Raw genomic sequence first — 25749 nt, forward strand, 5'->3', positions numbered from 1 at the left:
GGCAGCGGGCCAGGCCGCTTAGCGCTTGTCCCAGCGGGCCTGCCACTGCCGGGCACCCGTTTGCAGGCGCACTACGTAGAGGCCGGCGGGCAGGCCCGCGGGCAGGGGCAGGAAACCGCGCGCGGCCTGGGCCGGCGGGCAGCTCAGCCCGGCCACGCGGCGGCCCAGGTGGTCGTACACGGCGCCCGTGGCCGAAGCCGCGCCGGGCTCCAGCAGCAGTTGGGCGGGCGCGTCGGGGGTGCTGGGGTTGGGGACCACGGCCAGCGCCCGGACGCCGGCGGCGGGCTGGTGCGCGCTCAGCACCTGCGCGTAGGTGAACAGCAGGCGCTGCACGTTCTGAAACGCGCTGCCGTCCCAGCCTTGCAGCGTGGCCGAGGCCAGGTCGCCAGTTGGGTTGTAAGCGTAGAGAGTCTGGGAGTTAACCAGCCAGGCATCGTTTTCCCGCTCTTCGCTGGCCAGCACCGACTCGCGGCCCTGCGCGTCATACTGAAGCGTGTGGCGGGACGAGAGTACGTAGCTGTTCAGGGTGGCGATGTTAATAATCTCCGCCACGAACTGCTGCATTTTCCCGGCCGCGTTGTAGGTGTACGTGAAGCGTTGCAACGGACCCCACTCCGCGTCACCATTGGGCGCGCTTTGTATCTCATACACGGTGATTTGACCCAGCGAGTTGTAAGTCCACAGGTGGCGCGAGTGCTCCTCGAATGAGCCAAAAGCATATGACTCCTCTAGCCGCTGCGTGCGCTGACCAGCCGCGTTGTAGGTGTAAGTGCTGCGCTGGAGCGTATCCCAAGGCTCAGTGGGATTGAACAGGTCGCGCATGGTATGCCACTGCTGGCGCACCTGGCTGGGCGTATTGAAGGCGCTGACGGTCGCGGCATAAGCCCCAGCCGGTGCCTGCACGTACTGGTCGGTGGTGTCGGACTGGATTTCGCCGGCCGTGTTGTACTGGTAGCGGTGGGCCCCGGTAGTCACCCAGTTTGCCCCGTTTTTACGCTCCGCCCGAATCAGGCCCGGCAGCGTGGCGGTGTGGTAGCGCAGGTAGGTCTGACGCCCAACATCAGTCCAGGCGCCACCGCCGTAGTTCTGGGCCAGCACCTGCTGTAGCTGCGAGACTTCGCCGGTCCGGGCCGCCTGCGGGTTGACACCGGGGTGCTGGCCCGGCAGCCGCACCTGGTCCGTAACAGCCGGAGTGGTTTGGGCCTGCGCCGCCGAAGTCAGCGTCAAACCCAGAATAACGAGTACCTTTTTAATCATATAAGAAAAATATAAAAAGCCTGACCAGCCACTATTGGCTAATCAGGCTCGAAAGTACGCTGCCCGGCAAGAGGCTACCTTGTATTATTTAATTATTACAATTTATTCCCCGCCGCCTTATTTCGCGGCCGGCTCGGCCGGCGACTGCACCAGCTTGATGCTGGCCGAGTTGATGCACAGGCGCAGCCCGCTCGGGGCCGGGCCGTCGGGGAAGACGTGGCCCTGGTGGGCATCACACACGTTGCAGAGCACCTCGACGCGGGTCATGCCGTAGCTGGTGTCCTTCTTGTAGCGCACGGCCGCCTCCTCGACGGGCGCCGTGAAGCTGGGCCAGCCGGTGCCCGACTCGAACTTGGTGCGCGAGTCATAGAGCGGGGTGCCGCAGCACACGCAGGCGTAGAGGCCCGCCTCATGGGCCTCGCAGTACTCGCCGGTGAAGGCGCGCTCGGTGCCGTGCTCGCGGGTGACGTGAAACTGCTCCGGCGTGAGCTGCTGGCGCCACTCGGCGGGGGTCTTCTCGACGCGGCGGGGGGGGGTAGGGGCGCCGTGGTTGGCGAGGCGGATAACGTCGTTCCAGGTTTGCATGGGGTAGTTTAAAGTTTGCGGATGAGGGGATTTGCTGCGATGCGAATGCGCTCAGGCCAAACGCGGGCCGGCAGCAGGAAGTTTGCGCGCTTTTGCCTTCGCCCCGCCGGGCCACCAGGCGGCCGGTTTCCCTACCCCCCTAGTTGTTTTCAGAGCTAAACTTCTGCCAGTGCTGCCTGGCAAAGGGCAGAAAGGCCGGCGGCGCGCCCCGGAAGCCCGCCTCGGTCTGGTAGTAGCCGCCCGGCTCGCCCAGGCGCCGCTGGGCCGGGCTCAGCTCATTCAGGCAGCAGGGGTCGGTGGGTGGGCCCGGCCCGGCGGCAGCCGGCGGTTCTGGTCGCACCGTGGCGCCGCGCAGCGCGTACTTGGCCTTGCCCTCGCGCATAATCAGCTTCAGGCCCGCGCTGGCGGGGCCACTGCGGCAAGCCAGCGCGTAGATGAGCGTGGTTTCGCTGCGGCCGTCGTGGTCGAGGTCGGTGATGGCTGTGCTGCCGGGCAGCGGGCGCAGGGTCAGGCGCAGCGGGCAGTTGGTCACAAAGTCGCGCAGGCGCCACAGCTCAGCGTAGGCGCCCTGGCGGCGCACGTACTGCCGCACGCTGAGCTGGGCCGTGTAGGCCGGCCCGGCGCCGGTCGTCAGCTCATTGAACGCGTAGGACGCCGCGGCGGCCGGCGGGGGCGGCGCGGCCGCTTCGCCGCGAAACACGACCAGCAGGTTTTCGCCGTTGGCATCGGGCCAGTGCCAGGCTTCGAGCAGCTGGCCCGGCTGGCGCAGGCTGGCCGGCACCTGGGCCAGGGCCACGGCCCGCGGGATGATGCCCCCGCTGCCCGGCACCGTATCGGCCGCCGCGACCGGGGTAGCGGCGGGCCGGACGCGGGCGGCGGTTTCGGGCCGCTTGTCAGAGCATCCCGCCGCTACGGCGACGGCCAGCAGGCCTGTTACGTACTTAAACATTGGCAAGCGTACGGTTCGCTTGGTCATTCGTTCCCCAGCGCGCCCTCGCACCTCATCCATGAAAATCCTCTCCGCCGCCCAAACCCGCCAGCTCGACCAAGCCACCATACAGAGCCAAAACATCACTTCCGGCGAGCTGATGGAGCGCGCCGCCGCCGCTTTTGCCGAGTGGTTTTTCGGGCAATTCGACCAAGCCGAAGCTGGTGAAATTCTGGTGCTGTGCGGCCCCGGCAACAACGGCGGCGACGGCCTGGCCGTCGCCCGGCTGCTACACCAAGCTGGCTACCAGATGCGCGTGGCCCTGCTACCTTCTAGCAATTATTCTGAGGATTGGATACGTGCACGTCAACAACTTCCCACCATTCCTATTCTCAATATTCGGCACGACGACTTACCAATAGTCGAATCAGGTACTCTAGTAATTGATGCTCTGCTTGGCACCGGATTGCGACGCCCACTTTATAGTGTTGGAGCCGCTGTAGCACAAATTCTAAACGCTGCTCAAGCCAGGGTTGTAGCCATAGACCTACCAAGCGGATTGTTTGCAGATGAAGCACAACCGCTCGATTCTGTTGTCGTGCGCGCTGATTATACCGTCAGCTTCGGCTTGCCCAAGCTGGCGTTCCTGTTGCCGCAGAACGCTGGGTTTGTGGGCCAGTGGGAAGTTTTAGACATCGGGTTGAGCGCCGACTTCATCGCGCAAGCCCCTACCCCCTGGCACTTCACTGATGCCGCCGCACTGACCGGCGCCCTGCCACGCCGCCCGAAATTCGCCCACAAGGGCACCTTCGGCCACGCCTTGCTGCTGGCCGGCAGCCGCGGCAAAGTGGGCGCCGCCGTGCTGGCCGCCCGCGCCGCTTTGCGCGGCGGCGTGGGCCTGCTCACGGTGCGCGGGCCGGCCGGCGGCTATGACATCCTGCAAACTGCCGTGCCCGAAGCCATGTACCTGGCCGACCCGCACCCGGACTTTATCAGCGAGCTGCCCGACCTGACGCCCTATCAGGCCGTGGGCATCGGCCCCGGCCTGGGGCAGGATACGGCGAGCCTGGCCGTGCTGCGCTCGCTGCTGGAAGCGGCGACCGTTACTTCCGAAGCCCGCCCCCTACCGCTGGTCCTCGACGCCGACGCGCTTAACCTGCTCGGCGCCCACCGCGAGCTGCTGGAGTTACTGCCTGAAAACACCATTCTCACGCCCCACCCCAAGGAATTCGAGCGCCTCACCCAGCCCGCCCGCGACGACTACCACCGCCTGGATTTGCTGCGCGACTTTGCCCAAGTCCATCGCTGCCTGGTGGTGCTGAAGGGCGCCTACTCCTGCCTGGCCACGCCCGAAGGCGAGCTGCACTTCAACGGCAGCGGCAACCCCGGCATGGGCACCGGCGGCTCCGGCGACGTGCTCACCGGCCTGCTACTGGCCCTGCGCGCCCACCGGCAGCTCACGGCCTTCGAGGCGGCGCGGCTGGGCGTGTTTGCCCACGGTCGGGCCGGCGATTTGGCGGCGGCCGAGGTGGGCGAGGCCGGGCTGATTGCGGGAGATTTGGTGAGGCAAACTGGGCCGGCGCTGCGCGAGCTGACGGGTTGAAAGTAAACCTGAAATAGGCCTTGTGAAATCTGCTGAGACTGAGCAGCTTTATCAGGCGGATTAGCTAAGAATGTTGCTGATAAAGAGAATTGTCCCTTTACATACAGAGGTAGGCAGTTTGTAGAAACCCGCTTTACGTGAGGTGTTCTATGCAACGCTTCTCGAAATAAAGCAACTTTTGCGTTTACCACCCCCTGCGCTTAGCGCAGTGTTTTTTCGGCTCAGTCCCAATGAGAACCTTTACATTCAGTAATCTTCCGCCACTCCGGGACTTTCAATTCTTAACTGATTCCTCGGGCTACGTCTTAACCCAAACCGGGCAGTTATTTCGCTTCACGGGCCAGCAGACCACGCTGGTAGAAACACCTGGTCAGTTTACCATCTCGCATTTCTATTTCCGCGACCAAACGCACGGAGCCTTGGTCGGCACGACCCCGGCGGCCGAGCACCCGGCGCAAAAAGGGGCATTGGGCGTGGCCGCACTACCCCTGCTCTTGCTCGTGTGGCTGGTTTGGTGGGGGCGCCAGCAGGGACACCGGACCCGCCGCCTGCTCTCTCACCTGAGCGGGTTCCTGCTGGCGGGTGCGCTACTGTTTTCCTGTGGCTCGGCGTGGCAACGCTACCGCACCCCCGACCCCAACTCACCCCACGCTACCTGGCTTACCCAACTGCCCCTGAGCCGCCCCTCATTTCATCATTATGTTGGCAACAAAGGGCAAAACTCATTCATCGCCCTCACGCAAAACCAGGGTAGTAGCTGGGAAACGCATCAAATTCCGAGTAATTTCTACTCTACGGCCCTGACTGCCATCGGGCGCAACTTTTTGGTGGGCACCTACGCCCGCGAGCAGGCTGGCAAGGTACCGCTGCACGGCGATGGCGATATCTGGATTTATGGCACCGACGCCACGCGCACGCCCCAGCTGGCCACAAATTCCAGCCAGCATCCCTACTCCGTTCGAGTGAGCCGCGGTATCACGGGCTTTCTAATCTCAGCCCAGGATTCAGTTCTCTACGTCTTTGGTAGCGACCGGATGCCAACCTTTCCCCGCACAGTAATGAGCGCTACTGCGGGCAACATATTCATCTTACCAACTAGCCTGCGCCCACCGAGCAAACTGCTGGATGTTCCCGATACGGTGGACGTGCATTCCCTGTCTCAAGCCGGTACCGGCGACCTCTGGGTGACTTTGGCGGGTCGCAAGCCTCACCTCAGCCAAGGCAACCTTGAGTACGTCGCGCTCCCCGCCAAACAGCTTCTGCGCTTCACCACCGGGCAGTGGCGGCCTGTGCCCGTGCCCCCGTTCACCAGCTTCGAGCAGGTCGAGTTTGTGCCTGGCACTCCTACGGGCTACATCCTGGCCGAAACCGGCGAGGTGCTGGAAACCCGTACCAATGGCGAAACCTGGCACCTGCTGGCAAGTCGCGGTATTCAGAAAATGCACGCGTGGCGCCACACCATCACTTGGTTGCAAAAGGGAAACCAACTGGTCCTCCACCAGGCGTCACCCTAAAGAGTAAAAGCCACCCCCTATCCAAGCGACCTTCTCCTTTCTTCATAGCATGTCCCGTTTCCTGCTTTCCTTACTGGCCCTTGGGCTTAATTGCTCCGTGCCCAGTCTGCGCGCCCAGCCGGGGCTTGCCGCGGCGGCTCTTTCTGGTGCCCTACCCCCCGCAGCGACCGAAGAGCTGCCTCGCTTAACGCCCCGGCAGGTGGAACATGTCGCGGCGCTGGGTCAGGTGTGGGGCTTTCTAAAATACTTTCACCCAGCCGTGGCGGGCGGCCAGCGCGACTGGGACGCCGAGCTGCTGCGCCAACTGCCTTTGGTGCTCGCCTGCCGCTCAGAGGCCGAGTGCAGCCGCCTGCTTAGTACCTGGATTACCGGCCTGGGGCCCGTGCCAGCCTGCCCGGCCTGCGCCGTACCGCCCACCAAGCCGGTGCGCCTGGCTCCCGACCTGCGCTGGGCCTGGAATGCGAAGCGCTTCAGCGCGCCGCTGCGCCAGCAGCTGGCCTTTATTGAGGCCAACCGCTACCAGGGTGCGCCCTACTACGTGACCCAAAATGGGTCCAATACGGTCTTTCCCCACGAGGAAGCCTACGCCGACCAGGCCTGCCCCACGCCGGGCCTGCGCCTGCTGGCCCTGTGCCGCTACTGGAACATGCTCCAGTACTATTACCCCTACCCGTATACTTGGAACGAGGATTGGTCCGACGTGCTGACTGACCTGCTGCCCCGCTTTGCCGAAGCCACCACGCCCCTGGCCTACCGGCACGCGGCGCTGGCCTTGTTTGCCCGCGTGCACGACGGCCACGCCCGGTTCTACCCGCCCGACCCGCTGCTGGAAGCCGAGCGCGGCGCCTACCAGGTGGCCGCCGACGTGCAGTTCCTGGATGACCAGGCCGTGGTCGTGCGCGTGCGCCGCGATGGGCTCGTGCCCCCGCCGCCGCTGGCGCCAGGCGACATCCTGACCCACCTGGCGGGCACCTCAGTGGCCGCCCTGGTGAAGCAGCGCCTGCCCGAAACCGGGGCTTCCAACCGGGCGGCGCAGCTGAATACGATTGCCCTGAACCTGCTCTACTGCGCCACGCCGCAGCTCGCCGTGCGGGTGGTGCGCGCCGGCCGGCCGCTGCGCCTCGTCGCGCCCGCCGTGAAGGTGGGAGCGGTGCCGCCCGTAGCGCCGGCCGTGGCCGATAGTATGTACCGGTTTCTGACGCCCGACGTGGGCTACGTCGACATGGCCCGCATCAAGGCGAATAAGCTGGCCGTGATTATGAAGGCCTTTGCCCACACGAAAGGCATCGTGGTGGACCAGCGCAACTATCCGGGCGATTTTGTCGCTACGGAAATGCCGGGCTTTTTTCTGGCGCGGCCAGTCCCGTTCGCGAAATTTACGCAGCGTGACCCTAATTACCCAGGACGCTTCGTGTGGTTTCCGGCTGACACCATCAAGCCCGTGGGCCCGGCGCCCTACACTGGTCAGGTCGTGGTGCTGGTCAATGAGGTGAGCCGGAGCGCGGCCGAGTTCACGGCGATGGCCTTGCGAGCCACGCCGCACGCTACGCTGCTGGGCAGCCAGACGGCGGGCGCGGATGGCAACTCAACCCGCATTACGCTGCCCGGCGACCTGAAAACGCTGATGACCGGCCTCGGGGTTTACTATCCCGATGGCCGCGAGACGCAGCGCGTCGGCCTCGTGCCCGACGTGCTCGTGCGTCCGACCATAGCAGGGCTGCGGGCAGGGCACGATGAGCTGCGCGACCGGGCGGTCGAACTCATCACCAGGGCTCCGGCAGTGGTCAGGTGACGCCAGAAAACGCCGGCGCGGCGGGACAGGCGCCCGCTTCTATGCCTTTTAAATTAACGTTGGCCGCCCATAAGAAAGTCACCGCGGCCGGCACGAGCTTTAAAACACGAAATACATCACTGCCCGCACCAGCAGCACCCCATCGGTGAAGAGGGCAAAGTAATAGTCGCCGCGCGCCTCCGTAGCGCCCACGATGGCGGCGGCGGCGCAGCCAGCCGGCAGCAGCAGCGCCGCCAGGCTTTCGCCCCGATAAATCCCTACCCCCACCGACAAGGCCAGGGCCGCTACGCCCAGCCAGCGCGTCGCGGCCACGCCCACCACCACCGGAAACGTGCGCAGCCCCGCCGCCCGGTCGCGGCTCACGTCGCGGATGTCGAAGACCAGGGCCAGAGCCAGCACCAGCAGCAGCCGCTGGGCCAGCAGGGGCCAGGTTTGGGCGAGAGTCCGCTCAAGCGCCAGCGCGGGCAGGCCCACCGTGACGGCGGCCCATACGTAGGCAATAAGCCAGCCCTTGAGCAGCGGAATTTCGCGCAGGGCGCGGCCCCTACCCCCCCCCTCGCGCTTCAACCCACGCCAGGCCCAGCCGGGCACTGGCACCGAATAGAGCAGCGCCAGCGCCGCCAGGTGCCCCAGCAGCACCGGGTGCCGCCACCAGCCATCGACCAGAAAAAACCAGCCCGCCATCGCCGCCGCTCCCGCCGCCAGCGCCAGCAGCAGCCTGCGGTGCTGCTGCTGCCACTGCCGGCGGGCCGAGGCGCCGGCGGGCTGCCCGTGCTTGTAGGGCAGCGCCGCATCAAGATTATACACCAGCAGCGTGGCGGCAAACGCGAGCCAGGGCAGGTGGGCTATTTCCCTACCCCCCCGCCCCAGCCCTACCCCCCACTCACGCAGCGTGCCGGCCGTGAGCAGGCCCGCCGCCGCCGCTAGCCACAAGCTGCTATATAACGCTGCGCTTAACGAAGAATGAAGAATGAGAAGGGACGAATAAACGATGCGCCTGACCATGATTCCTCACTCTTCATTCCTTCCTGATTTGGCTATTGGGGCGTCCACGGGCTTGCTTTGGGGCGAGCCGTGCTGACGCAGGAAGATGCTCAGGCCCACGATAGAGATGATGCTCACCATCTCGCTCTGCCAGTTTCGCGAGCTTTCAAACCAGAAGCGCGCGGTGGCTAGCTACTTCCAGGTGCTCACGGCGGCCTCGCTTTGCTGCTGGTTCTCGGGGCTCAGCGAAGGAGCTTATCAAAGCAGAATGATTTTGCAGTAATCGGTTGATTAGTGCTTTTCCTCGCGGGAAAAAGTCCTTCGCCGGGCTCAGGATGACGGGGCGGGGTAGGGCGAAGGGCAACCAAAGCTACTTCAGCAGCTTCACCCCGGCCTTCTCCCCGAAGGTCTCCTTATAGAGCTTGATGCCGTCCTCGATGATGTTGTAGGCGTCTTCGCGGCCCATGAAGCGCTCCACAGTTACCTGCTTGTTTTCCAGCGCCTTATAATCTTCAAAGAAGCGGCGGAACTCCAGCAGCAGGTGGGGGGGTAGGGCGCTGATGTCGTTGTAGTGGTTCACGCTCACATCGTGGGCAGCCACGGCGATGATTTTGTCGTCCTCCTCGTCCTGGTCCACCATCTGCATCACGCCGATGACCTTGGCTTCCATCAGGCACATGTGGGGCACGTCGACGGAGCAGAGCACGAGAATGTCGAGCGGGTCGTGGTCGTCGCAATACGTTTGGGGAATGAAACCGTAGGCGGCGGGGTAGTGCACGGCCGAGAACAGCACCCGGTCGAGCTTAAGCAGGCCGCTGTCCTTATCCAGCTCGTACTTGCCCTTGCTGCCCTTCGGGATTTCGATGATGGCGTTGACGTTGACGGGGGAATTGGTGCCGGGCACGACGTCGTGCCAGGAATTGAAATGGTTGGCCATTTTGGGGGTGGGTGATTTTTGAAAATTGAAATACGAAAGGGAAGTAGAAATCGACTGTCATCCTGAGCTTGCGAAGGACCTTCTCACGTGAGAAGGTCCTTCGCAAGCTCAGGATGACAGTCGATTATTTCATTGCCTCCAAAAGCGGCGCGCCGGTGCAGCCGCTGGGCTCCTGAATGTGCAGCCAGCGGGCCAGCGTGGGGGCCACATCTACGATGCGAGCCGGCGCAGCCGATTCACCGTGGCGCACGCCCCAGCCCCAGAAGAGCAGCGGCACGTGCGTGTCATACGCGCCGCCCGAGCCGTGGGTCGTGCCCTTCACCACCGGAAAGGCGTAGGCTTCGAGCCAACCGGGGGCGAACGTGACCAGCACATCGCCGCTGCGCGGGGCGTAGAAGCCGTTTTCCTGCTGCATCACCGGGCCGCTGGTCCAGTGGCTTCTTTGCAAATCCAGGGCGGGCAGGGCGGCCGCCACGCCGGGGTAGGCGCGCAGATAATCAGCTACTTCGGCCTCCACGTCGGCCAGTGGCAGGCGCTTCTGAGCCAGCAGTGGGCGGTTGAGATAGACTTGCTGGTTCTCGAAATCCAGGACCCAGGTGCCGGGGCCGTGGCGCCGCACCAGGGCGCGCTGCACCGAGTCGCGCAGCGCGGCCGGGCCCACGGCGCCGGCCGGCAGGCGCTGGCTTTTCAGAAAATCAACGGCGTGGGCCGCGCCGTGGTCGGCGGTCAGAAACACCAGGGCCTGGCCTTTGCCCACGGCCCGGTCCAGCGCCGTGAGCAGGCGGGCCAGCTCGCGGTCGAGGCGCAGGTAGGTATCCTCGGCTTCCACCGAGTTGGGCCCGAACTGATGGCCCACGTAATCAGGGCTGCTGAAGCTGACGGCCAGCATATCGGTGATGCCGGGGCGCTGGCCGAGCTGCTCGGCGCGTAGCGCTTCGAGGGCAAAATCCAGCGTCAGCGAGTTGCCGAAGGGCGTGGAGCGAAGCAGGTCGTAGTTGGTGGCGGGCGAGCCGGCGGGGGCGGTTTTCTCGCCCGTAGCTTGCAGGGTGGCCTTCACCTGGGGGGGTAGGGCGCCGCTCAGGCGGGGCAAATCGTGCGGGAACACGGGCCGGGCTTCGCCTTTGTAAGCTGATTCCCAGCTCACGTCGTCGGCCGTGCTTTCGGTGTACTGGCTTAGCGGCAGCAGCGTGTTCCAGGGCTGGCTCAGGTATTGGGCGGCCAGCTTCTGGTCGTTGAAGGCTTTCACCCAGGCAGGCAAATCGCTCATGTAGAAGCTGCTGCTGATGAAGGCACCGTTGGCGCCGTCGTACCAGTAGGCGGCGGTGGCCGAGTGGCCGGCGGGCAGGATGCTGCCCCGGTCCTTCAGGCTCAGGCCGATGACTTTGCTCTGGAAATTTGTCGCCAGCCGCAGCTCGTCGCCGATGGTGGTCGTGAGCAGGTTGCGCGGCGACTGCTGCCCGGCCGCGGCGGTGCCGCCCACGGCCTGCACGGACTTGTCCTCAGTCACGTAGGTGACTTTGCCGGTTTCGCGCACAAACCAGTTGTTGCCCACGATGCCGTTGACGCTGGGCGTGGTGCCGGTGTAGATGCTGGCGTGGCCCGGTCCGGTGTAGGTCGGCACGTAGTTGTAGTGCGCCGACTCGTAGCTGAAGCCCTGCTTCAGAAGCCGCTTAAAGCCATCCGGGCCGTACTTATCCCAGTAGCGATAAAGAAAATCGTAGCGCATCTGGTCGACGACGATGCCGACGACCAGCTTGGGGCGGGGTAGGGAATTGGGTTTCCGGGCCTGCGCCGGCACGGCCAGCAGAGCCGCCAGCGCAAATAGAAGGAGCTTTTTCAAAAGCAAAAGATTGGCAAAGCGGGCCGCAAAGATAGGTCGGGGACTTACGTACCGGACCTGCTGCTCGCCAAGCTCAACCTAACCCCTACCCCCCTGCCCGCCGTTGAACCCCACATGCCCAACTCCAACCCCTACGCCCTGGTTTTTGACATGGACGGCGTGCTCGTCGACAACACGCCCGTGCAGGCCAAGGCTTTTCAGCTGCTCTTCCGCGACCTCGGCCTCGAAACCAACGCCAAAAAGCTGCTCGCCCGCTTCAACGGGATGCCGGCCACCAATATTCTCAAGACTATCTTCAAGCACCCGGTGCCGGAAAAGCAGCTCAAGGAATACGCCGCTCAGCGCGAGTTTCTCTACCGGGTGCTGTATTATGAGAAGCGCCGCGAGACGCCCGGCCTGACCGATTTTCTGGTGGCGGCCCGCGCCGCCGGCTTCCGAATCGGCCTGGGCACCGGCTCGCCAGCCGACACCATTGGCTACATCATCGACCACCTCGACCTGCGCCGCCACTTCGATGTGGTGGTGGGCAAGGACGATGTGGACAAGGGCAAGCCCCACCCCGACACCTTCGCCACGGTGGCCGAAAAGCTGGGGGTAGGTCCCGAGAATTGCCTCGTCTTCGAGGACGCTGTGCTCGGCGAGCAGGCCGCCTACAAGGCCGGCATGCGCTGCGTGGCCGTGCTCTCGTCGCTTAAGGAGAAAAACTTCCAGGCGCCGCTGCACGTCATCAATGACTTCACCGGCCTGCGGCCGGAACATCTGCGCGAGCTGCTGGACCAGAATCCGCGCGTGCCGAAGCCGGACAAGGCGCGCTCGGAGCGGGCGTACATGAAGCTGTAGGGTTCCGATTACTCTACCGTTAGCCGTTGGCTCACCCGATAGGTCCCGGCCTGCACGCGCAAGTGGTAGAGGCCCGGCGTCAGGCCAGTGACGGGAAGCTCGGCTGTCGTGCCAGCGGCGGGCAGGCGTAAAGTCTGGGTGCGCACCGTGCGGCCCAGCGCGCCGAGCAGGGTGAGAGTGGCCTGAGCGGCGCCGGGCACGGCCGGTATCCGCACGGCAGCGGCGGCGTGGGCGGGGTTGGGCCACAGGCTCAGGCTCGCCAGCGGCCCCGCGGTCCGGGTGGCCAGGACCACGTCGCCCAGCGAGGCCAGAAAGCCGTAGTCGCTGCTGGTTGGCCTGGCGAAGGTCAAGGGGCCGAAGCTGGCTGGGGGCGTCACGCTCCCCACTACATACACGTTAGCCCCGCTCACGGCCACCCCATTGGCTTGGTCAAAACTCGGCCCGCCCGCCTGCTGGGCCCAGGTGAAGCTGGCGCTAGGGCCGGTGTCGGTGAGCTTGGCTACGAACGCGTCGTTGCCCCCGACGCTGACCAAGGCAATGGCGCCGAAGCCGGCCGTGCCATTGAACTCCCCCACCACGTACACGTTAGCCCCGCTTGCGGCCACCCCATAGGCTCTATCAACCCCCGGCCCACCCGCGCGCTGAGCCCAAGTGAAACTACTGGTGGCGGCGCTCCACTTGGCCACGAACGCGTCGCTTTCGCCAGCACTGGTCAGGGTCAGGCTACCTAAGACGAGCGTTCCACGGAAGGACCCGGCCACGTACACGTTGCTGCTGGCGTCGGCGGCCGTAGCCGCTATTTGCGACGAACCGCCATTGCCGAGTACGGCCGTTTGCCAGGCGGGAGCTTGGGCGCGGGCCGCAGGCCCGATGAGCCATAAGAAGAGGAACGCGGCCAACTGCCAAGCGCTAGGGAAAGTGTAAACGTGTTTCATAAAGAAGGAAAAGAGGGTGTTAGTGCTAGGGCATAGGCTACCCGCACCACCAAATGTGCCCCCTCGTTTCCATATATTCCACGCAAAAGGCCCGCTTCCACATCGGAAACGGGCCTTTCACTATTTCACCAAATCACTATCTCACCGCTACCCTGCCGCCAGTGCCTCAGCGCCGCCGACGATTTCGAGAATCTCGGTCGTGATGGCCGCCTGCCGGGTGCGGTTGTAAGTCAGCTTGAGCGACTTGAGCAGCTCACCAGCATTGTCGGTGGCCTTGTCCATCGCCGTCATACGGGCGCCGTGCTCCGAGGCGTTGCTTTCCAGCACGGCTTTGTATAGTTGAATTTTCAGGCTTTGCGGAATGAGCGTGCGCACGATTTCGTCCTTGCTGGGCTCGAAGATGTAGTCCACGTTGGTGGTCTGCACAGCTGCCTCCGGGGTTGCGGCCGGGAGCAGGGGCAGGAGCTGCTCGGTGCGGATAATCTGGGTTGCCACGTTGCGGAATTCGTTGTACACCATCACCACTTCGTCGTACTGGCCGGCGCGGTAGGCATCCATCGCCGCCTCGGCTGCCACCCGCACGGTGTCGAAGGAAAGCTGGGCGAAGACGTGGGTGTAGTTGCCCACGGCCTGCCCGCGCTTGGTGTAGTATTCGTGCGCCTTTTTGCCGATGGCCATCACTGAAATACTGGCCGCCGACAGGTTGGCGTACCGCTCCCGAATCAGGGCATTGACGCCCTTGAACACGTTGGAGTTGAACGCACCCGCCAAGCCACGGTCCGAGGTGACGGCCACAATCAGTACCCGCCGCACCTCCCGCACCGTGCCGAACTCGGCCAGCACATCCTCGTCAGCCGAAGCCATTAGGTTGCCGAGCATGGCGTTCAGGCGCTGGGCGTAGGGCCGCATCCGCAGGATGTTGTCCTGCGCCCGCCGCAGCTTCGCCGCCGACACCATCTTCATGGCCTTGGTGATTTGCTGGGTGCTGGAAACGGACGTGATGCGGGCCCGGACTTCTTTAAGGTTAGCCATTTGGCTGCTATCTGTTAAAGTACATTAAGACGGTCATGCTGAGCTTGCGAAGCATCTGGCGTGGGGTAGTAATCCAATCGTGAAGTCAAGCTTGATTACTGCCGCGAGCGAGATGCTTCGCTGCGCTCTGCATGACGTGCTATTTCATTTTTCCTATTCCCTACGCCGTGGCGTAGCTCGGCATCATATCGTTCACCGTCTGGCGGATGGCGCCGGTAATCGAGTCGTCGAGCTTACCGGCTTTGAGCGAAGCCAGCGCCTCCGGGTGCCGGGCGGTCATGGTCTGCGTGAACTCCTTTTCGAATTCGCGCACGCGGTTCACCGGCACGCGGTCGAGCAGGCCGTTGGTCGAGGCGTAGATGACGGCAACCTGGTCTTCCACGCGCTGGGGCGAAAACTGCGCCTGCTTGAGGATTTCGAGGTTGCGCCGGCCGCGCTCAATGGTGAGCTTGGTCGAAGCGTCGAGGTCGGAGCCGAATTTGGCGAAGGCTTCCAGCTCGCGGAACTGCGCCTGGTCGAGCTTCAGCGTGCCCGCAACCTTTTTCATGCTCTTAATCTGAGCGTTGCCACCCACGCGGCTCACCGAGATACCCACGTTGATGGCGGGGCGGACGCCGGAGTTGAAGAGGTTGGTTTCGAGGAAAATCTGCCCGTCGGTGATGGAAATCACGTTCGTCGGGATGTAGGCCGACACGTCGCCGGCCTGCGTCTCGATGAGGGGTAGGGCGGTCAGGGAGCCGCCACCTTTCACCAAGTGCTTGATGCTCTCGGGCAGGTCGTTCATGTCGCGGGCGATGACGTCCGAGGCATTGATTTTGGCGGCGCGCTCCAGCAGGCGGCTGTGCAGATAGAACACATCGCCGGGATAGGCTTCGCGGCCCGGCGGGCGGCGCAGCAGCAAGGACACCTCACGATAGGCCACGGCCTGCTTCGACAAGTCGTCATAGACCACGAGCGCCGGACGGCCCGTGTCACGGAAGAACTCGCCGATGGCCGCGCCCGTGAACGGGGCAAAGAACTGCATCGGCGCCGGGTCCGAGGCCGAAGCCGACACGACCACGGTATAGTCCATCGCGCCGCCGCGGGTGAGCGAGTTCACCACCTGCGCTACCGTCGAGGCCTTCTGGCCGACCGCTACGTAGATGCAGAACACAGGCTCACCGCGCTCGAAAAACTCGCGCTGGTTGATAATCGTATCGATGGCCACGGCCGACTTGCCGGTCTGGCGGTCACCGATAATCAGCTCGCGCTGACCGCGGCCAATCGGAATCATGGCGTCGATGCTCTTGATGCCGGTTTGCAGCGGCTCGGTCACGGGCTGGCGGTAAATCACGCCGGGCGCCTTGCGCTCCAGGGGCATCTCGTAGGTCTGGCCCTGGATGGGACCGCGCCCGTCGATGGGCACGCCGAGCGTGTTCACCACGCGGCCCACGATGCCGTCGCCGACCTGAATGGCGGCAATCTTATTGGTGCGCTTCACCGTGGCGCCTTCGCGCACCTCGCTGTAATCGCCGAGCATTACGGCGCCCACGTTGTCTTCTTCGAGGTTCAACACCAGCGCTTGCAGGCCGTTTTCGAACTCAATCAGCTCGCCGGCCTGCGCCTGGCTCAGCCCGTAGATGCGGGCCACGCCGTCGCCGACCTGGAGCACGGTGCCGACTTCTTCCAGCTCGGCTTCCGATTTGAAATTGGACAGTTGCTGCCGCAGGATGGCGGAAACTTCGTCTGGGCGTACATCAGCCATATAAGAGGGGGTAGGGAATTAGGGAGAGTATAAAAGAAGCGCGGGTAGGCTGCGCTTCCTGGCATTGACGCCAGCGAGGGGGGTAGGGAATCAGCGAGGCGACCTCGGTAGCGGCGCGGCCCCTGCCTTCAACACCGGGACGCAGCCGAGTGCGTCATTACAATTGACTCTGATAAGCATTCTCGGTCAGCGAAGTGCGCAGCTTGCGCAGATTCGTGCGCACCGAGTCGTCAATCTGCCGGTCGCCGACGCGCAGCACGAAGCCGCCAATCAGGTCCGCATCGACTTTCTCGGTCAGCTCCACGTCCTTCAAGCCCGTCTGCTGGCGCACGAGCTGGTTGATTTCCTCGCGCGAGGCGGAGGTCAGCGGCGCGGCCGAAGTGACGGTCGCGGCCTGCATCCCGCGCATGGTGTTGTACTGGGTGTGAAACTCACTTGCCACGTACTCCAAGGCACTTTCCCGATTATGCTCGGTGATGATGGTGAGCAGGCGCATGGTCACCTCGGAAAGCTTGCCCTCGAAAATGGCTTTCAAAATCGCCAGCTTCTTGTCGTGCTTCACAATGGGGTTGCGCAATAGCAGCCGGAAGTCGCGGCTGCCCTCCAGGGTCTTGGCGAACAAGTCCATGTCGGCTTTCACCTCGTCCAGCGTGCCGCGCTCCTGGGCCAGGTCCAGCAGGGATTTCGCGTAGCGGGAAGCAGCTCGTTGTTGGGACATGTTTTTAGCTGTTAGCTAATAGCTGTTAGCCATTAGCTTTTGGGATGTGATTAGCGCAGAGCTAACAGCTAACAGCTATTAGCTAACAGCTCAAGTTAATTCAGCTTAACGTCTTTTAGATATTCGTCCACGAGCCGGGTTTGGGCGGCGGGGTCGGCCAGTTCGCGGCGCAGGATGCGCTCAGCGATGTCGAGGCTGAGCTGGGCGGCGGTGTTGCGCACCTCGGCTAGGGCCGCGTTTTTCTCCTGCTGGATGGCTTCGCGGGCCTGCGTAATCATGCGGCTGCCTTCTTCCGTAGCCTTGGTTTTGGCGGTTTCGATGAGCTGATTGGCCATTGTCTGGGCCTCTTTCAGGGTGCGGTCGCGCTCCAGGCGGGCGTCGGCGAGCAGCTTTTCGTTGCCGGCTTTCAACTGCTGCATCTCCAGCTTGGCCTGGTCGGCCATGCGCAGGGCACTGTCGATGCTGTCTTCGCGCTGCTTAAGCGAGAGCAGGATTGGGCGCCAGGCGAACTTGGCCAGCAGGAACAATACCAGCAGGAAGATGACCAACTGCCAGAAAATCAGGCCGAAATTAGGCGTTACGATTTGCATGGGATTAATAAATTATCAGGTACCGGGCTGTTTTGGCGGTCAGCCGCCGGCCTCTTGGCCGCTGACCGCCAGTCGATGGCCGCCCGAATAGATTAGAAAAAGAAAGCAGCCCGTTGCAGCGGGCGCCGGAGCGACGTGCAACGGGCTGCCGAGTTGTAGCTCGTTTTTCCTTAGAGCTTAAAGGAAATTAGCAGGCACACGACCACCGCGAACAGCGCCAGACCCTCAATCAGGGCGGCCACAATCAGCATAGCGGTTTGAATCTTGCCCGAAGCATCCGGCTGCCGGCCAATAGCGTCCATTGCGCTACCGCCAATGCGGCCAATGCCCAGGCCCGCGCCCAACGCTACCAAACCAGCTCCGATACCGGCGCCCATCACGGCCAAACCAGCACCGCTATTATTCGCTACCTCAGCAACGGCCTGCAACAACAAAGAAAGAAACATAAAAAAGAGAAAAGGGAAAGAGAAAAAATTGACTGAGCCCGTAGCGGGGAGGGGGGGAGTGCTACAGTCCGGCCGAAAAAAAGGATTGCAAGGCAGCGGCCCCGCGTGAAGAGCTTTAGTGGGCCACGTGCGTTGTGGGCGAGCCATCGTCATAGCCCATCTGCAAGTCGGCGTCGTGGTGGTCCTCAACCGCGCCGCCGATGTACATGGCGGTGAGCAGCGTGAAAATATAAGCTTGCAGAATGGCGACCAGCAGCTCCAGCACGTTGATGAACAGGCCGAAAGCCAGCGACACCGGCGCGAGGGCGGCCGACTTGAAGATGAAGATGAGACTGATGAAGCTCAAAATCACGATGTGGCCGGCCGTGATATTGGCAAAGAGACGCACCATGAGCGAGAACGGCTTTACCACGATGCCAATCAGCTCGACCGGAATCATGATGGGCAGCAATGCTTTGGGCACGCCGGGCGTGGCGAAGATGTGGGCCCAGTAGTTTTTATTGGATGAGGCCAAAGTGATAATCAGCGTCAGCACGGCCAGGGTCAGGGTCACGGCGATGTTGCCGGTCAGGTTGGCGGCGCCGGGCATCAGGCCGAGCAGGTTGTTGAACCAGATAAAGAAGAACACCGTGAGCAGGTAGGGCATGTAGCGCTCGTACTTGGGACCGATGGATTTCTTGGCTACCTCATCGCGGATGAAGAGGATAATCGGCTCAAAAAACGACTGAATGCCCTTGGGCGCCCGGCCTTGATTGCGACGGTAGCCGCGGGCAACGGCCGTAAAGACGAGCAGCAGCAGCAGGCTGCTGAACAGCAGCGAGGCCGTATTCTTGGTAATAGAGAAATCGTACACTTTGCTTCCACTACCGTCGGCGGCCACAAGCTTGTCGTGCTCCAGCTTCAGGCCGTTGTGGCTCTGGCCGTGGGAGAGCTTGCCGCTGGAGAAGACTGACAGGCCCTGGCCCGGCTGGTAGGCGATGATGGGCAGGGGCAGGCTCAGGTGAGTGCCGTGCTCGCCTTCGCCGAAGGTGGCGAAGTGCCACTCGTGCGAGTCGCCGATGTGTTCGAGAATCATTTCGCCCGGATTGAACGCCTGCTCTTGGGCAGCCGATGCGGCGGGCTCGCTAGCGAAAACGGATAGGGAGACGAAGCAAAGCAGAATCGACAGTAAGCGCTTCATTCAAAGTTGGTTAGTGACGTGTTTCGGGCTAACGTGTTATGGTTCCGTTACTTGCTTCCCCGAAAACGGCCGCAAGTTACTCAAAATAGCCCAAATTTCAAAACCAGCCCAGGAAAAGTAGAGCAGGAAGAAGGCCCCAAGGAAGGTCCAGGTGCCCCGGCCTTCGTGGGCGCCGCCGCGCAACAGGTAGGTCAGCATCAGCCCTAAAGAGAGCAGCAGCCGCAGCACGACGCCCCCGAAATAGGCGCCCATAAAATTGTCGGGGGAGCGGTCCACGAGCCGCGCCGTGACCCAGTAAGTGAGTAGCGTGAGCAGCGCCAAGCAACCGAATACCAGCCCCGTGAGTGGATGAATCAGCGCCGGCCCGAAGACGCGATGCAGCGCGTAAAGCAACAGGCCGAGCCCGGTGGTGAAGGTGAGAAACTGGCGCAGGAAGCGGCGCATGGCTGGTTACATTTAGAACGTCATGCAGAGTGCAGCGAAGCATCTCGGGCGGGCAGCACTCAGCGGTAAATAACGATTGAGTTACTACCCTGACGACCGCACGCGAGATGCTTCGCTGCGCTCTGCATGACCGGCTTTTTAGTAATGCTTCCTACCCCCCCTACTCTTTGGTCAGGCTGCGGATGACTTGGTACAGGGCCGCCAGCAACCCCAGCAACATCAGGGAAATGGTGAACCAGGGGTTGCGGGTGTGGTAGTGGCCGTCGAGCCAGGTGCCGAGCCAGGCGCTGAGGCCAATGGTGGCCAGCATCTGGAAGGCAATGCCAGAGTATTTAGCGAAGGCGCGCAGACGGTCGGGCGGACCGGGCGGGGGCAGGTCGGGCGGCGGGGGCATGAGCGGTAGCTGAGGGGGTAGGGAACGGCAAAGTTAGGGCGGAGTGGGGCGGGCTGCTGGAAAGGCGTAATTTTACCCCAGCCGGTGCGTTAATTGGTCGACGCGGACCGCCGGGCCTGAACATTTCGGCCGGGGCGGCGCGTTCTGGCGGTTCTTCTCTGCTCAGCTTACGGCAGGTTTGCCTTTTCTTCTGCTTTGATAAATTCCTCGCTTTCTACGCTTCGCTGGCTCTGGCTGGTCTGGCTGCCGGCTCTGCTGCTGGGAGGCTGCGCCTCCGATAAAGGTCTGATTTCGCACTCCTTTAATAATATTGCGGCCCGCGACAATGCCTATTTTATTGCCCGCGAAAAGCTGCGCGCGGTGGAAACAGCCTTGTACGGCGCGCGCGTGAACGACTATAATACAGTGCTGCCGCTGTTCCCAACCCTAGACAGCACGACGGTGCGAGCCAACCAGACCGAGCTGGACGACATCATCAAGAAAGCCTCGATGCCGATTCAGCACCGGCCCGGCTCCGACTGGACCGATGATGCCTACTTGGTTGTGGCCTGGGCGCGGTTTTATAAGATGGAGTTTGACGACGCGGCCCTGACGTTTAAATATGTCAACACGACCAGCAAGGACGCCAACGCCAAGCACGAGGCGCTGATTGGGCTGATGCGCACCTTCGTGGCGACCAAGCAGCTCGACAATGCCAAGGCTGTATCGAATTTGCTGGATAAGGAAACCGGCCGGCCCGATGATGCCCGCGAGCTGTTCCTGACCCGCGCCGATTACTACCTGAAAACCGCAGACCCGGCCCAGGCCATCGCGCAACTGGAGCGGGCGGCGGCCCTGACTCCGCAGAAGAATGAGCGCTCGCGCACCCGCTTTATCCTGGCGCAGCTTTATCAGGAAGCCGGCAACGATAAGCAGGCCTACGCGCAGCTGAATGAGATTCTCAAACGCAACCCGCCCTACGAGCTGGACTTTCAAGCCAAGCTGATGCTGGGGCAGGTGTCGGAGCTGAACGCGGAGAATCAGGCGCGGCTCGACAAGTACTTCGCCAAGCTGCTTAAGGATGAGAAGAACAAGGAATACCGCGACAAAATCTACTACGAGATGGCACGCGTGGCTTACCGCAAGCAGCAGTACCCGGCCGCGCTGGCGCTGCTGAACAAATCCTTGCGCACGCCCAGCCGCAACGGCTCCCAGAAAAGCTACACTTACCTGCTGAGCGGGCGCATCTACTACGACAACCTGCGCAAGTACCGGCTGGCGGCGGCCTACTACGACAGCACGGTGCAGAACCTGAGCGAAACTGCCCCGACCTACGCCGCCATAAAAGAGCGCAGCGAAATCCTGACGGAGTTCGCCAAGCAGTACACCGTCATCGAAACCCAGGACAGCCTGCAAGCTCTGGTGAAGCTGGCCCCGGCCGAGCTTGACGCTAAGCTGAACGCGCTGGCAACCGCTCAGCTTCAGGCGCAAAAGCAGGAAGCCGAGCGGCTGGCGGCGCAGCAAAAGGAGCAGGCCCGCGCCGACGAGATAGCCTCGCGCGGCGCCGGCAACAGTGATGTGGCCAACAGCGCCAGCGCCCTGCAAACCGGGCAGCGCGATATACCCGACCTAACGGCCGGAGCCGCTGGGGCGGGCGCTGGCGGAGTCTGGTACTTCGACAACCCGGCCGCGCTGGGCACGGCCCGCAGCGACTTTCAGCGCCGCTGGGGCAACCGACCCTTGCAGGACAACTGGCGCACCAATAGCCAGAGCGGCGCCGCGGCCAGCGCCATTCAGCCCGGCGGCGTGGCGCCGGCCGACCCGCAGAATCCGGCGGGGTTGCCCGGCGGGCGCAACGTTGGCGGCACCCTCGGCCCCGGCGCCAGCGTGGCCCCTACCCCCGAGGCCACCCAGGAAGCCCTCGTCGTGCAGCTGCGTCAAAATTTGCCCGACACGCCCGAGAAGCTGCTCGCTTCTAATGCGCAGACTGAGGCGGCGCTGTATGCGCTGGGGACTATCTATAAGGAACAGCTCAAGGAGCCTCAGAAAGGCTTTGAGACCTACGCTGCCCAAGTGGCGCGCTACCCTCGCGGCGCCAACGCGCCCGATGCCTACTACCTGCTTTATCTGCATTACCAGGACCTGCCCGACCCGGCCAAAACGGCCGAGTACGCGGCGGCCTTGCAGCGAGAGTTTCCCAACTCGCTCTACGCCAAGCTCATCCGAGACCCGCAGTACCGGGAACACGAGCTGGCGTTGCACAACGCGGTGGCCGCGCGGGTCGATTCAGCCTTTACGCTTTATAAAAATCAGGAGTTCAAGCGGGCCCGCGCCGTCCTGGCGCGCACCCAGGCCAAGTACCCGAAAAGTGACTTGAGCGACCGGGTGGCGTATCTGAGCACGTTGCTGGCCATCCGTACCCAGCCGCCGCCCGCGGCACGGGCAGCAGTCGAGTCTTTCTACCAGAAATATCCCAACAGCCCGCTCGTGCCACAGGCGCAGATGCTGGCCGATACGTATAAAAAGTACGAGGCCCGGCAGATTGTCGGCGCCCTGGCTTCCACCGACAAGCCGGGCGTGTCGGTGTTCCGGCCGGGCGAAGTCGAGAACCGGATGCGCATCTACTACGGCGCCAATCAGACGCCTTACGTGGCCGTGGCGCCGGATGCGACGGCAGTTCCTACCCCCCCTTCTGGTACCAACCCGGCGGCCAGTTCGGCGGCCAGCCCGGCGGCTAACTCGGCAGCCCAACTCTCAGCACCGACCGCCCCTACCCCCTCCCGCGTCGGCAAACGTCAGGCCCGCGCAAATCCGCGGGCTTCCACGGTGCCAGCGTCAACAGCACCGGCCCCAACAACGTCAACGGCCTCGACCACCGCGCCTAGTGCGCCGACGGGCACACCCACGACAGAAACCCCTACCCCCCCCGTGGCACCCAATGCCGGCAGCCCAACTGCCGCCCCGGCACCCGGCGCGCCAGCTTCGGCTCCGGTGGTGCCCACGCCGGCCGCACCCGCTACGGCTTACGTCACGCAGCTGAGCGCCATGCACGCGGTGGTGCTGGTATTTCCGAAGAGCACGCCGCCGGCCGCCGAGCTGCCCGCGCAGTTTGGGACGTACAACAATCGGTTTTTCCGCGCTAACAACCTGCAAGCCGAGGCACGGCCGTTGGATGTGACGCAGGAGCTGCTCGTAATTCGGCCGTTGCCGGGCGCCAAGGTGGCGCAGAGCTACGCCACAAAGCTGCGCGGGCCGCAGTCGCCGGTGGCGCGGCTGCGTGGCGTCGGCTACCAGACCCTGGTTATCACGCTCGAAAACCTGGCTCTGCTGCAAGCCTCGGGCGATTTGGCCGGATATTTGAGTTTCTATCAGCGAACGTATAAATAGGCCCGGCTTCGCGGGGCTTAGCGTTAAAATTCCCGTATAGCCTCCGGCCCGCGCCGGAGGCTTTATTTTTGTAGCTTCAAGCGAAAAATATAAAGTAATAAGTACGGAGTAGCACGATTACGCTGAGCTACTCGCCGCTTTCCTGCTTTTTGTTTCGCTGCTTCCTGCCTAACTCTTTTCACTGCGTATTTTTCCATGCCGACTTCTTCTCCTACCCGCCGGGCGGCTCCTGCCCTCAAGCCGGCCCGACCGGGGCGCTTCACGGCACTGGTGCGCACGATGTGGGCGCTGTTTATCGGTGGCCTGGTGGGCGGGCTGCTGTACGTGGGCGCAGTGAGCGTCAACTTCCTGAACCTGTTTGGGAAGATGCCCAACCTGAAGACGCTGGAAAATCCGCGCTCGGAGCTGGCGTCGGAAATTTACTCGGCCGATGGCGCGCTGCTAGGCAAGTATTTCCGCGAGAACCGCACCCCCGTCGAGTTCAAAGACCTGCCGCAGAACCTGATTGATGCGCTCGTGGCGACCGAGGATGTGCGCTTCGAGCAGCATTCGGGCATCGACCCCAAGAGCGTGGCCCGCGCCGTGGCGGCGCTGGGCGGCGCCGGCGGCGGCTCGACGCTTACCCAGCAGGTGGCCAAAAAGCTGTTCAAGACCCGCCCCGGCGAGGACAGCAACCTCAACGATGGCACCCTCAACGGTCCCGGCAAGCTGGGCCTGCTCATCACCAAAACCAAGGAGTGGCTGCTGGCCGTGCGCCTGGAGCGCAACTACACCAAGGCCGAAATCCTGCGCATGTACCTGAACACCGTGGATTTCGGCTCGAACGCCTTCGGGGTGAACGTGGCGGCCAAGACTTTTTTCAACAAGCCGCCCAAGCAGCTCAGCACGCCCGAGGCGGCTACGCTGGTCGGCATCGTTAACGCGCCCAGCCGCTTCAATCCCAGCCGCAACCCCGAGCGCTCGCGCAAGCGCCGCGACTGGGTTTTGCGCCAGATGTTTAAGTATCAGTATATCAGCGAGACTCAGCTGCGCGACTACGTGGCCAAGCCCATTGTGCTGCACTATTCGGTGGAAAATGCCAGCAAGGGCCTGGCGCCGTATTTTCGCACCGAAGTAGCCAAGGCGCTGCAGGCCTGGGCCAAGGACACCGACCACGACTTATATGCGGATGGCCTGAAAATCTACACCACGCTCGACTCGCGGATGCAGAAATACGCCGAGGCGGCCGTGGCCGAGCACCTCAAGCTGCAACAAAAGTGGTTTACCCAGCACTGGAAAGGCCAGCTGCCCTGGCGCGATGAGAACGGCAAGGTTATTCCAGGCTTTCTGGAAAATGCCATGCGCCGCACCGAGCGGTATAAGTCGCTGGTGGGGCGCTACGGCAGCAACAAGGACTCCATCAACTACTACCTGCGCAAGAAGTACCGGATGCCGGTTTTCACTTGGGCTGGTGAAAAGGAGATGCTAATGTCGCCGATGGACTCACTGGCCTATTACAAGCGCTACCTGCGGGCCGGCTTCATGGCCATGAACCCGCTCAACGGGCAGATTAAGGCCTGGGTGGGCGGGCCGAACTACAAGTATTTCCAGTTCGACCACGTCAAGCAGGGCAAGCGCCAGCCGGGCTCCACGTTCAAGCCCATTGTGTACACGGCGGCCATCGACCAGGGCTATTCGCCGTGCTACCCGCGGCCCGACGTGGCGACGACCTTCCCGGCCGTGGCGGGCCGCGCGCCCTACACGCCCACCAACTTCGAGGGCGGCTTTTCGGGGCGCACCTTCACGCTGCGGCAAGCGCTGGCCCGCTCCATGAATTCTATCACGGCCTGGCTGGTGTATAAACTCAGCCCCGAGGCCATCGTGACCTACGCTAAACGGCTAGGTATCACTTCCCCGATTGACCCGGTGCCGGCCGTGGGCTTCGGCGCCTCCGACGTGAACATCTACGAGCTGTGCGGCGCCTACTCTACGTTCGTCAACAAGGGCGTCTGGACCGCGCCGATGATGGTGACGCGCATCGAGGACAAGAACGGCAACGTGCTGCGCGAGTTCGTGCCCCAAACCAAGGAAGTACTCAGTGAAGAAACTGCCTACCTGATGACGTATATGCTGCAAGCCAGCACCACCGAGCAGGGCGGCACAAGCACCGTTCTGCACACGGGCTTTAAATTTCCGTATGAGATGGGCGGCAAAACCGGTACTACCAGCAACTACTCCGATGCCTGGTTTATGGGCCTCACGCCCGACCTGGTTTGCGGCATGTGGGTGGGCGGCGAGGACCGCAGCATCCACTTTCGCAGCGGCACCTATGGGCAGGGTGCCCGCCTCGCCCTACCCCTCTATGGCATTTTTATGCAGAAGGTGTACAAGGACAAGAGCATCGGCATCAGCACGGCGCCCTTCCCCGTGCCGGCCAAGCCGCTGAGCGTGGAAATCGACTGCTCGAAGTACTACGGCGCCGGCCAGCGCGACACGATTTCCTACGACCAGAAGCTCACGCCCGCCGACCCCAGCGCCCTGGAAAACGAGGATATCTAGGACTGGCGCTAAGATGCCAGCGCGTCTTTCTGTGGCTTGCCGCTCGCGCCAGCGAGGGGGGTAGGGAGTTATACGAATGGGC

The 25749-nt window shown here is 63.1% G+C and carries 23 protein-coding genes; 7 read left to right on the top strand and 16 right to left on the bottom strand.

Annotated elements, in window-relative coordinates:
- Positions 1–18 precede the first annotated feature (18 nt).
- From ACFE70_RS03030 to ACFE70_RS03040, 3 genes are all read right to left on the bottom strand, one after another.
- Entirely contained in the window at positions 19–1257 is a 1239-nt protein-coding gene (locus tag ACFE70_RS03030; RefSeq protein WP_375416236.1) for a hypothetical protein, read from the bottom strand.
- Positions 1258–1374: 117 nt separating this feature from the next.
- Entirely contained in the window at positions 1375–1842 is a 468-nt protein-coding gene (msrB, locus tag ACFE70_RS03035) for a peptide-methionine (R)-S-oxide reductase MsrB (RefSeq protein ID WP_375416237.1), read from the bottom strand.
- 139 nt (positions 1843–1981) lie between these two features.
- Positions 1982–2791: a M949_RS01915 family surface polysaccharide biosynthesis protein gene (locus ACFE70_RS03040; RefSeq protein ID WP_375416238.1), complete on the bottom strand. Its 810-nt coding sequence runs from the start codon at positions 2789–2791 to the stop codon at positions 1982–1984.
- Between the two features lie 58 nt (positions 2792–2849).
- Between ACFE70_RS03040 and ACFE70_RS03045 the strand changes: the two genes are divergently transcribed.
- The 3 genes from ACFE70_RS03045 (at position 2850) to ACFE70_RS03055 (ending at position 7679) form a co-directional block, all read left to right on the top strand.
- A complete protein-coding gene (locus tag ACFE70_RS03045) occupies positions 2850–4373 on the top strand; it encodes an NAD(P)H-hydrate dehydratase (RefSeq protein ID WP_375416239.1) in 1524 nt (507 codons plus the stop codon).
- 230 nt (positions 4374–4603) lie between these two features.
- Positions 4604–5887 (top strand): hypothetical protein, encoded by a 1284-nt coding sequence (locus tag ACFE70_RS03050; RefSeq protein WP_375416240.1) that lies wholly within the window; start codon positions 4604–4606, stop codon positions 5885–5887.
- Between the two features lie 49 nt (positions 5888–5936).
- On the top strand, positions 5937–7679 hold the full coding sequence (locus tag ACFE70_RS03055; RefSeq protein ID WP_375416241.1) for a S41 family peptidase: 1743 nt from the start codon (positions 5937–5939) through the stop codon (positions 7677–7679).
- Positions 7680–7778: 99 nt separating this feature from the next.
- Here the strand turns inward: ACFE70_RS03055 and ACFE70_RS03060 are convergent, their stop codons facing one another.
- Positions 7779–8612 carry a UbiA family prenyltransferase gene (locus ACFE70_RS03060; RefSeq protein ID WP_375416242.1) on the bottom strand — a complete coding sequence of 278 codons (834 nt, stop codon included), beginning with the start codon at positions 8610–8612 and terminating at the stop codon, positions 7779–7781.
- A 78-nt stretch (positions 8613–8690) separates the two neighbouring features.
- A complete protein-coding gene (locus tag ACFE70_RS03065; protein WP_375416243.1) occupies positions 8691–8804 on the bottom strand; it encodes a DUF6766 family protein in 114 nt (37 codons plus the stop codon).
- Between ACFE70_RS03065 and ACFE70_RS03070 the strand changes: the two genes are divergently transcribed.
- On the top strand, positions 8791–8946 hold the full coding sequence (locus ACFE70_RS03070) for a hypothetical protein (protein WP_375416387.1): 156 nt from the start codon (positions 8791–8793) through the stop codon (positions 8944–8946). The genes ACFE70_RS03065 and ACFE70_RS03070 overlap by 14 nt on opposite strands.
- Before the next feature lie 87 nt (positions 8947–9033).
- Here the strand turns inward: ACFE70_RS03070 and ACFE70_RS03075 are convergent, their stop codons facing one another.
- On the bottom strand, positions 9034–9600 hold the full coding sequence (locus tag ACFE70_RS03075; RefSeq protein WP_375416244.1) for an inorganic diphosphatase: 567 nt from the start codon (positions 9598–9600) through the stop codon (positions 9034–9036).
- Between the two features lie 124 nt (positions 9601–9724).
- Positions 9725–11440 (bottom strand): alkaline phosphatase PafA, encoded by a 1716-nt coding sequence (gene pafA / locus ACFE70_RS03080; RefSeq protein WP_375416245.1) that lies wholly within the window; start codon positions 11438–11440, stop codon positions 9725–9727.
- Between the two features lie 114 nt (positions 11441–11554).
- Between pafA and ACFE70_RS03085 the strand changes: the two genes are divergently transcribed.
- Complete coding sequence (locus ACFE70_RS03085; RefSeq protein ID WP_375416246.1) at positions 11555–12280, top strand: HAD family hydrolase; 726 nt, start codon at positions 11555–11557, stop codon at positions 12278–12280.
- An 8-nt stretch (positions 12281–12288) separates the two neighbouring features.
- Here ACFE70_RS03085 and ACFE70_RS03090 read toward each other — a convergent pair whose 3' ends face one another.
- The 9 genes from ACFE70_RS03090 to ACFE70_RS03130 all read right to left on the bottom strand — a co-directional run bounded on the left by ACFE70_RS03090 (position 12289) and on the right by ACFE70_RS03130 (position 19763).
- Positions 12289–13215, bottom strand: coding sequence for a T9SS type A sorting domain-containing protein (locus tag ACFE70_RS03090; RefSeq protein WP_375416247.1), 927 nt, complete (start codon positions 13213–13215; stop codon positions 12289–12291).
- A gap of 147 nt (positions 13216–13362) precedes the next feature.
- A complete protein-coding gene (atpG, locus tag ACFE70_RS03095; RefSeq protein WP_375416248.1) occupies positions 13363–14247 on the bottom strand; it encodes an ATP synthase F1 subunit gamma in 885 nt (294 codons plus the stop codon).
- Between the two features lie 160 nt (positions 14248–14407).
- A complete protein-coding gene (gene atpA, locus ACFE70_RS03100; protein ID WP_375416249.1) occupies positions 14408–15991 on the bottom strand; it encodes a F0F1 ATP synthase subunit alpha in 1584 nt (527 codons plus the stop codon).
- Positions 15992–16148: 157 nt separating this feature from the next.
- Positions 16149–16709 (bottom strand): ATP synthase F1 subunit delta, encoded by a 561-nt coding sequence (gene atpH, locus ACFE70_RS03105; protein WP_375416250.1) that lies wholly within the window; start codon positions 16707–16709, stop codon positions 16149–16151.
- A 95-nt stretch (positions 16710–16804) separates the two neighbouring features.
- On the bottom strand, positions 16805–17299 hold the full coding sequence (locus ACFE70_RS03110) for a F0F1 ATP synthase subunit B (RefSeq protein ID WP_375416251.1): 495 nt from the start codon (positions 17297–17299) through the stop codon (positions 16805–16807).
- A gap of 170 nt (positions 17300–17469) precedes the next feature.
- On the bottom strand, positions 17470–17745 hold the full coding sequence (atpE, locus tag ACFE70_RS03115) for an ATP synthase F0 subunit C (RefSeq protein ID WP_375416252.1): 276 nt from the start codon (positions 17743–17745) through the stop codon (positions 17470–17472).
- A 115-nt stretch (positions 17746–17860) separates the two neighbouring features.
- Positions 17861–18925: a F0F1 ATP synthase subunit A gene (gene atpB, locus ACFE70_RS03120; protein ID WP_375416253.1), complete on the bottom strand. Its 1065-nt coding sequence runs from the start codon at positions 18923–18925 to the stop codon at positions 17861–17863.
- Positions 18926–18961: 36 nt separating this feature from the next.
- Entirely contained in the window at positions 18962–19369 is a 408-nt protein-coding gene (locus tag ACFE70_RS03125) for a hypothetical protein (protein ID WP_375416254.1), read from the bottom strand.
- Positions 19370–19529: 160 nt separating this feature from the next.
- Positions 19530–19763 (bottom strand): AtpZ/AtpI family protein, encoded by a 234-nt coding sequence (locus ACFE70_RS03130; RefSeq protein ID WP_375416255.1) that lies wholly within the window; start codon positions 19761–19763, stop codon positions 19530–19532.
- Between the two features lie 195 nt (positions 19764–19958).
- On the opposite strand from ACFE70_RS03130, the gene ACFE70_RS03135 reads away from it, so the two are divergent.
- A complete protein-coding gene (locus tag ACFE70_RS03135) occupies positions 19959–23129 on the top strand; it encodes a hypothetical protein (RefSeq protein WP_375416256.1) in 3171 nt (1056 codons plus the stop codon).
- Between the two features lie 195 nt (positions 23130–23324).
- On the top strand, positions 23325–25667 hold the full coding sequence (locus ACFE70_RS03140; protein ID WP_375416257.1) for a penicillin-binding protein 1A: 2343 nt from the start codon (positions 23325–23327) through the stop codon (positions 25665–25667).
- Positions 25668–25749 lie beyond the last annotated feature (82 nt).

The sequence above is a fragment of the uncultured Hymenobacter sp. genome, assembly GCF_964243305.1.
Classification (GTDB): Bacteria; Bacteroidota; Bacteroidia; order Cytophagales; family Hymenobacteraceae; genus Hymenobacter.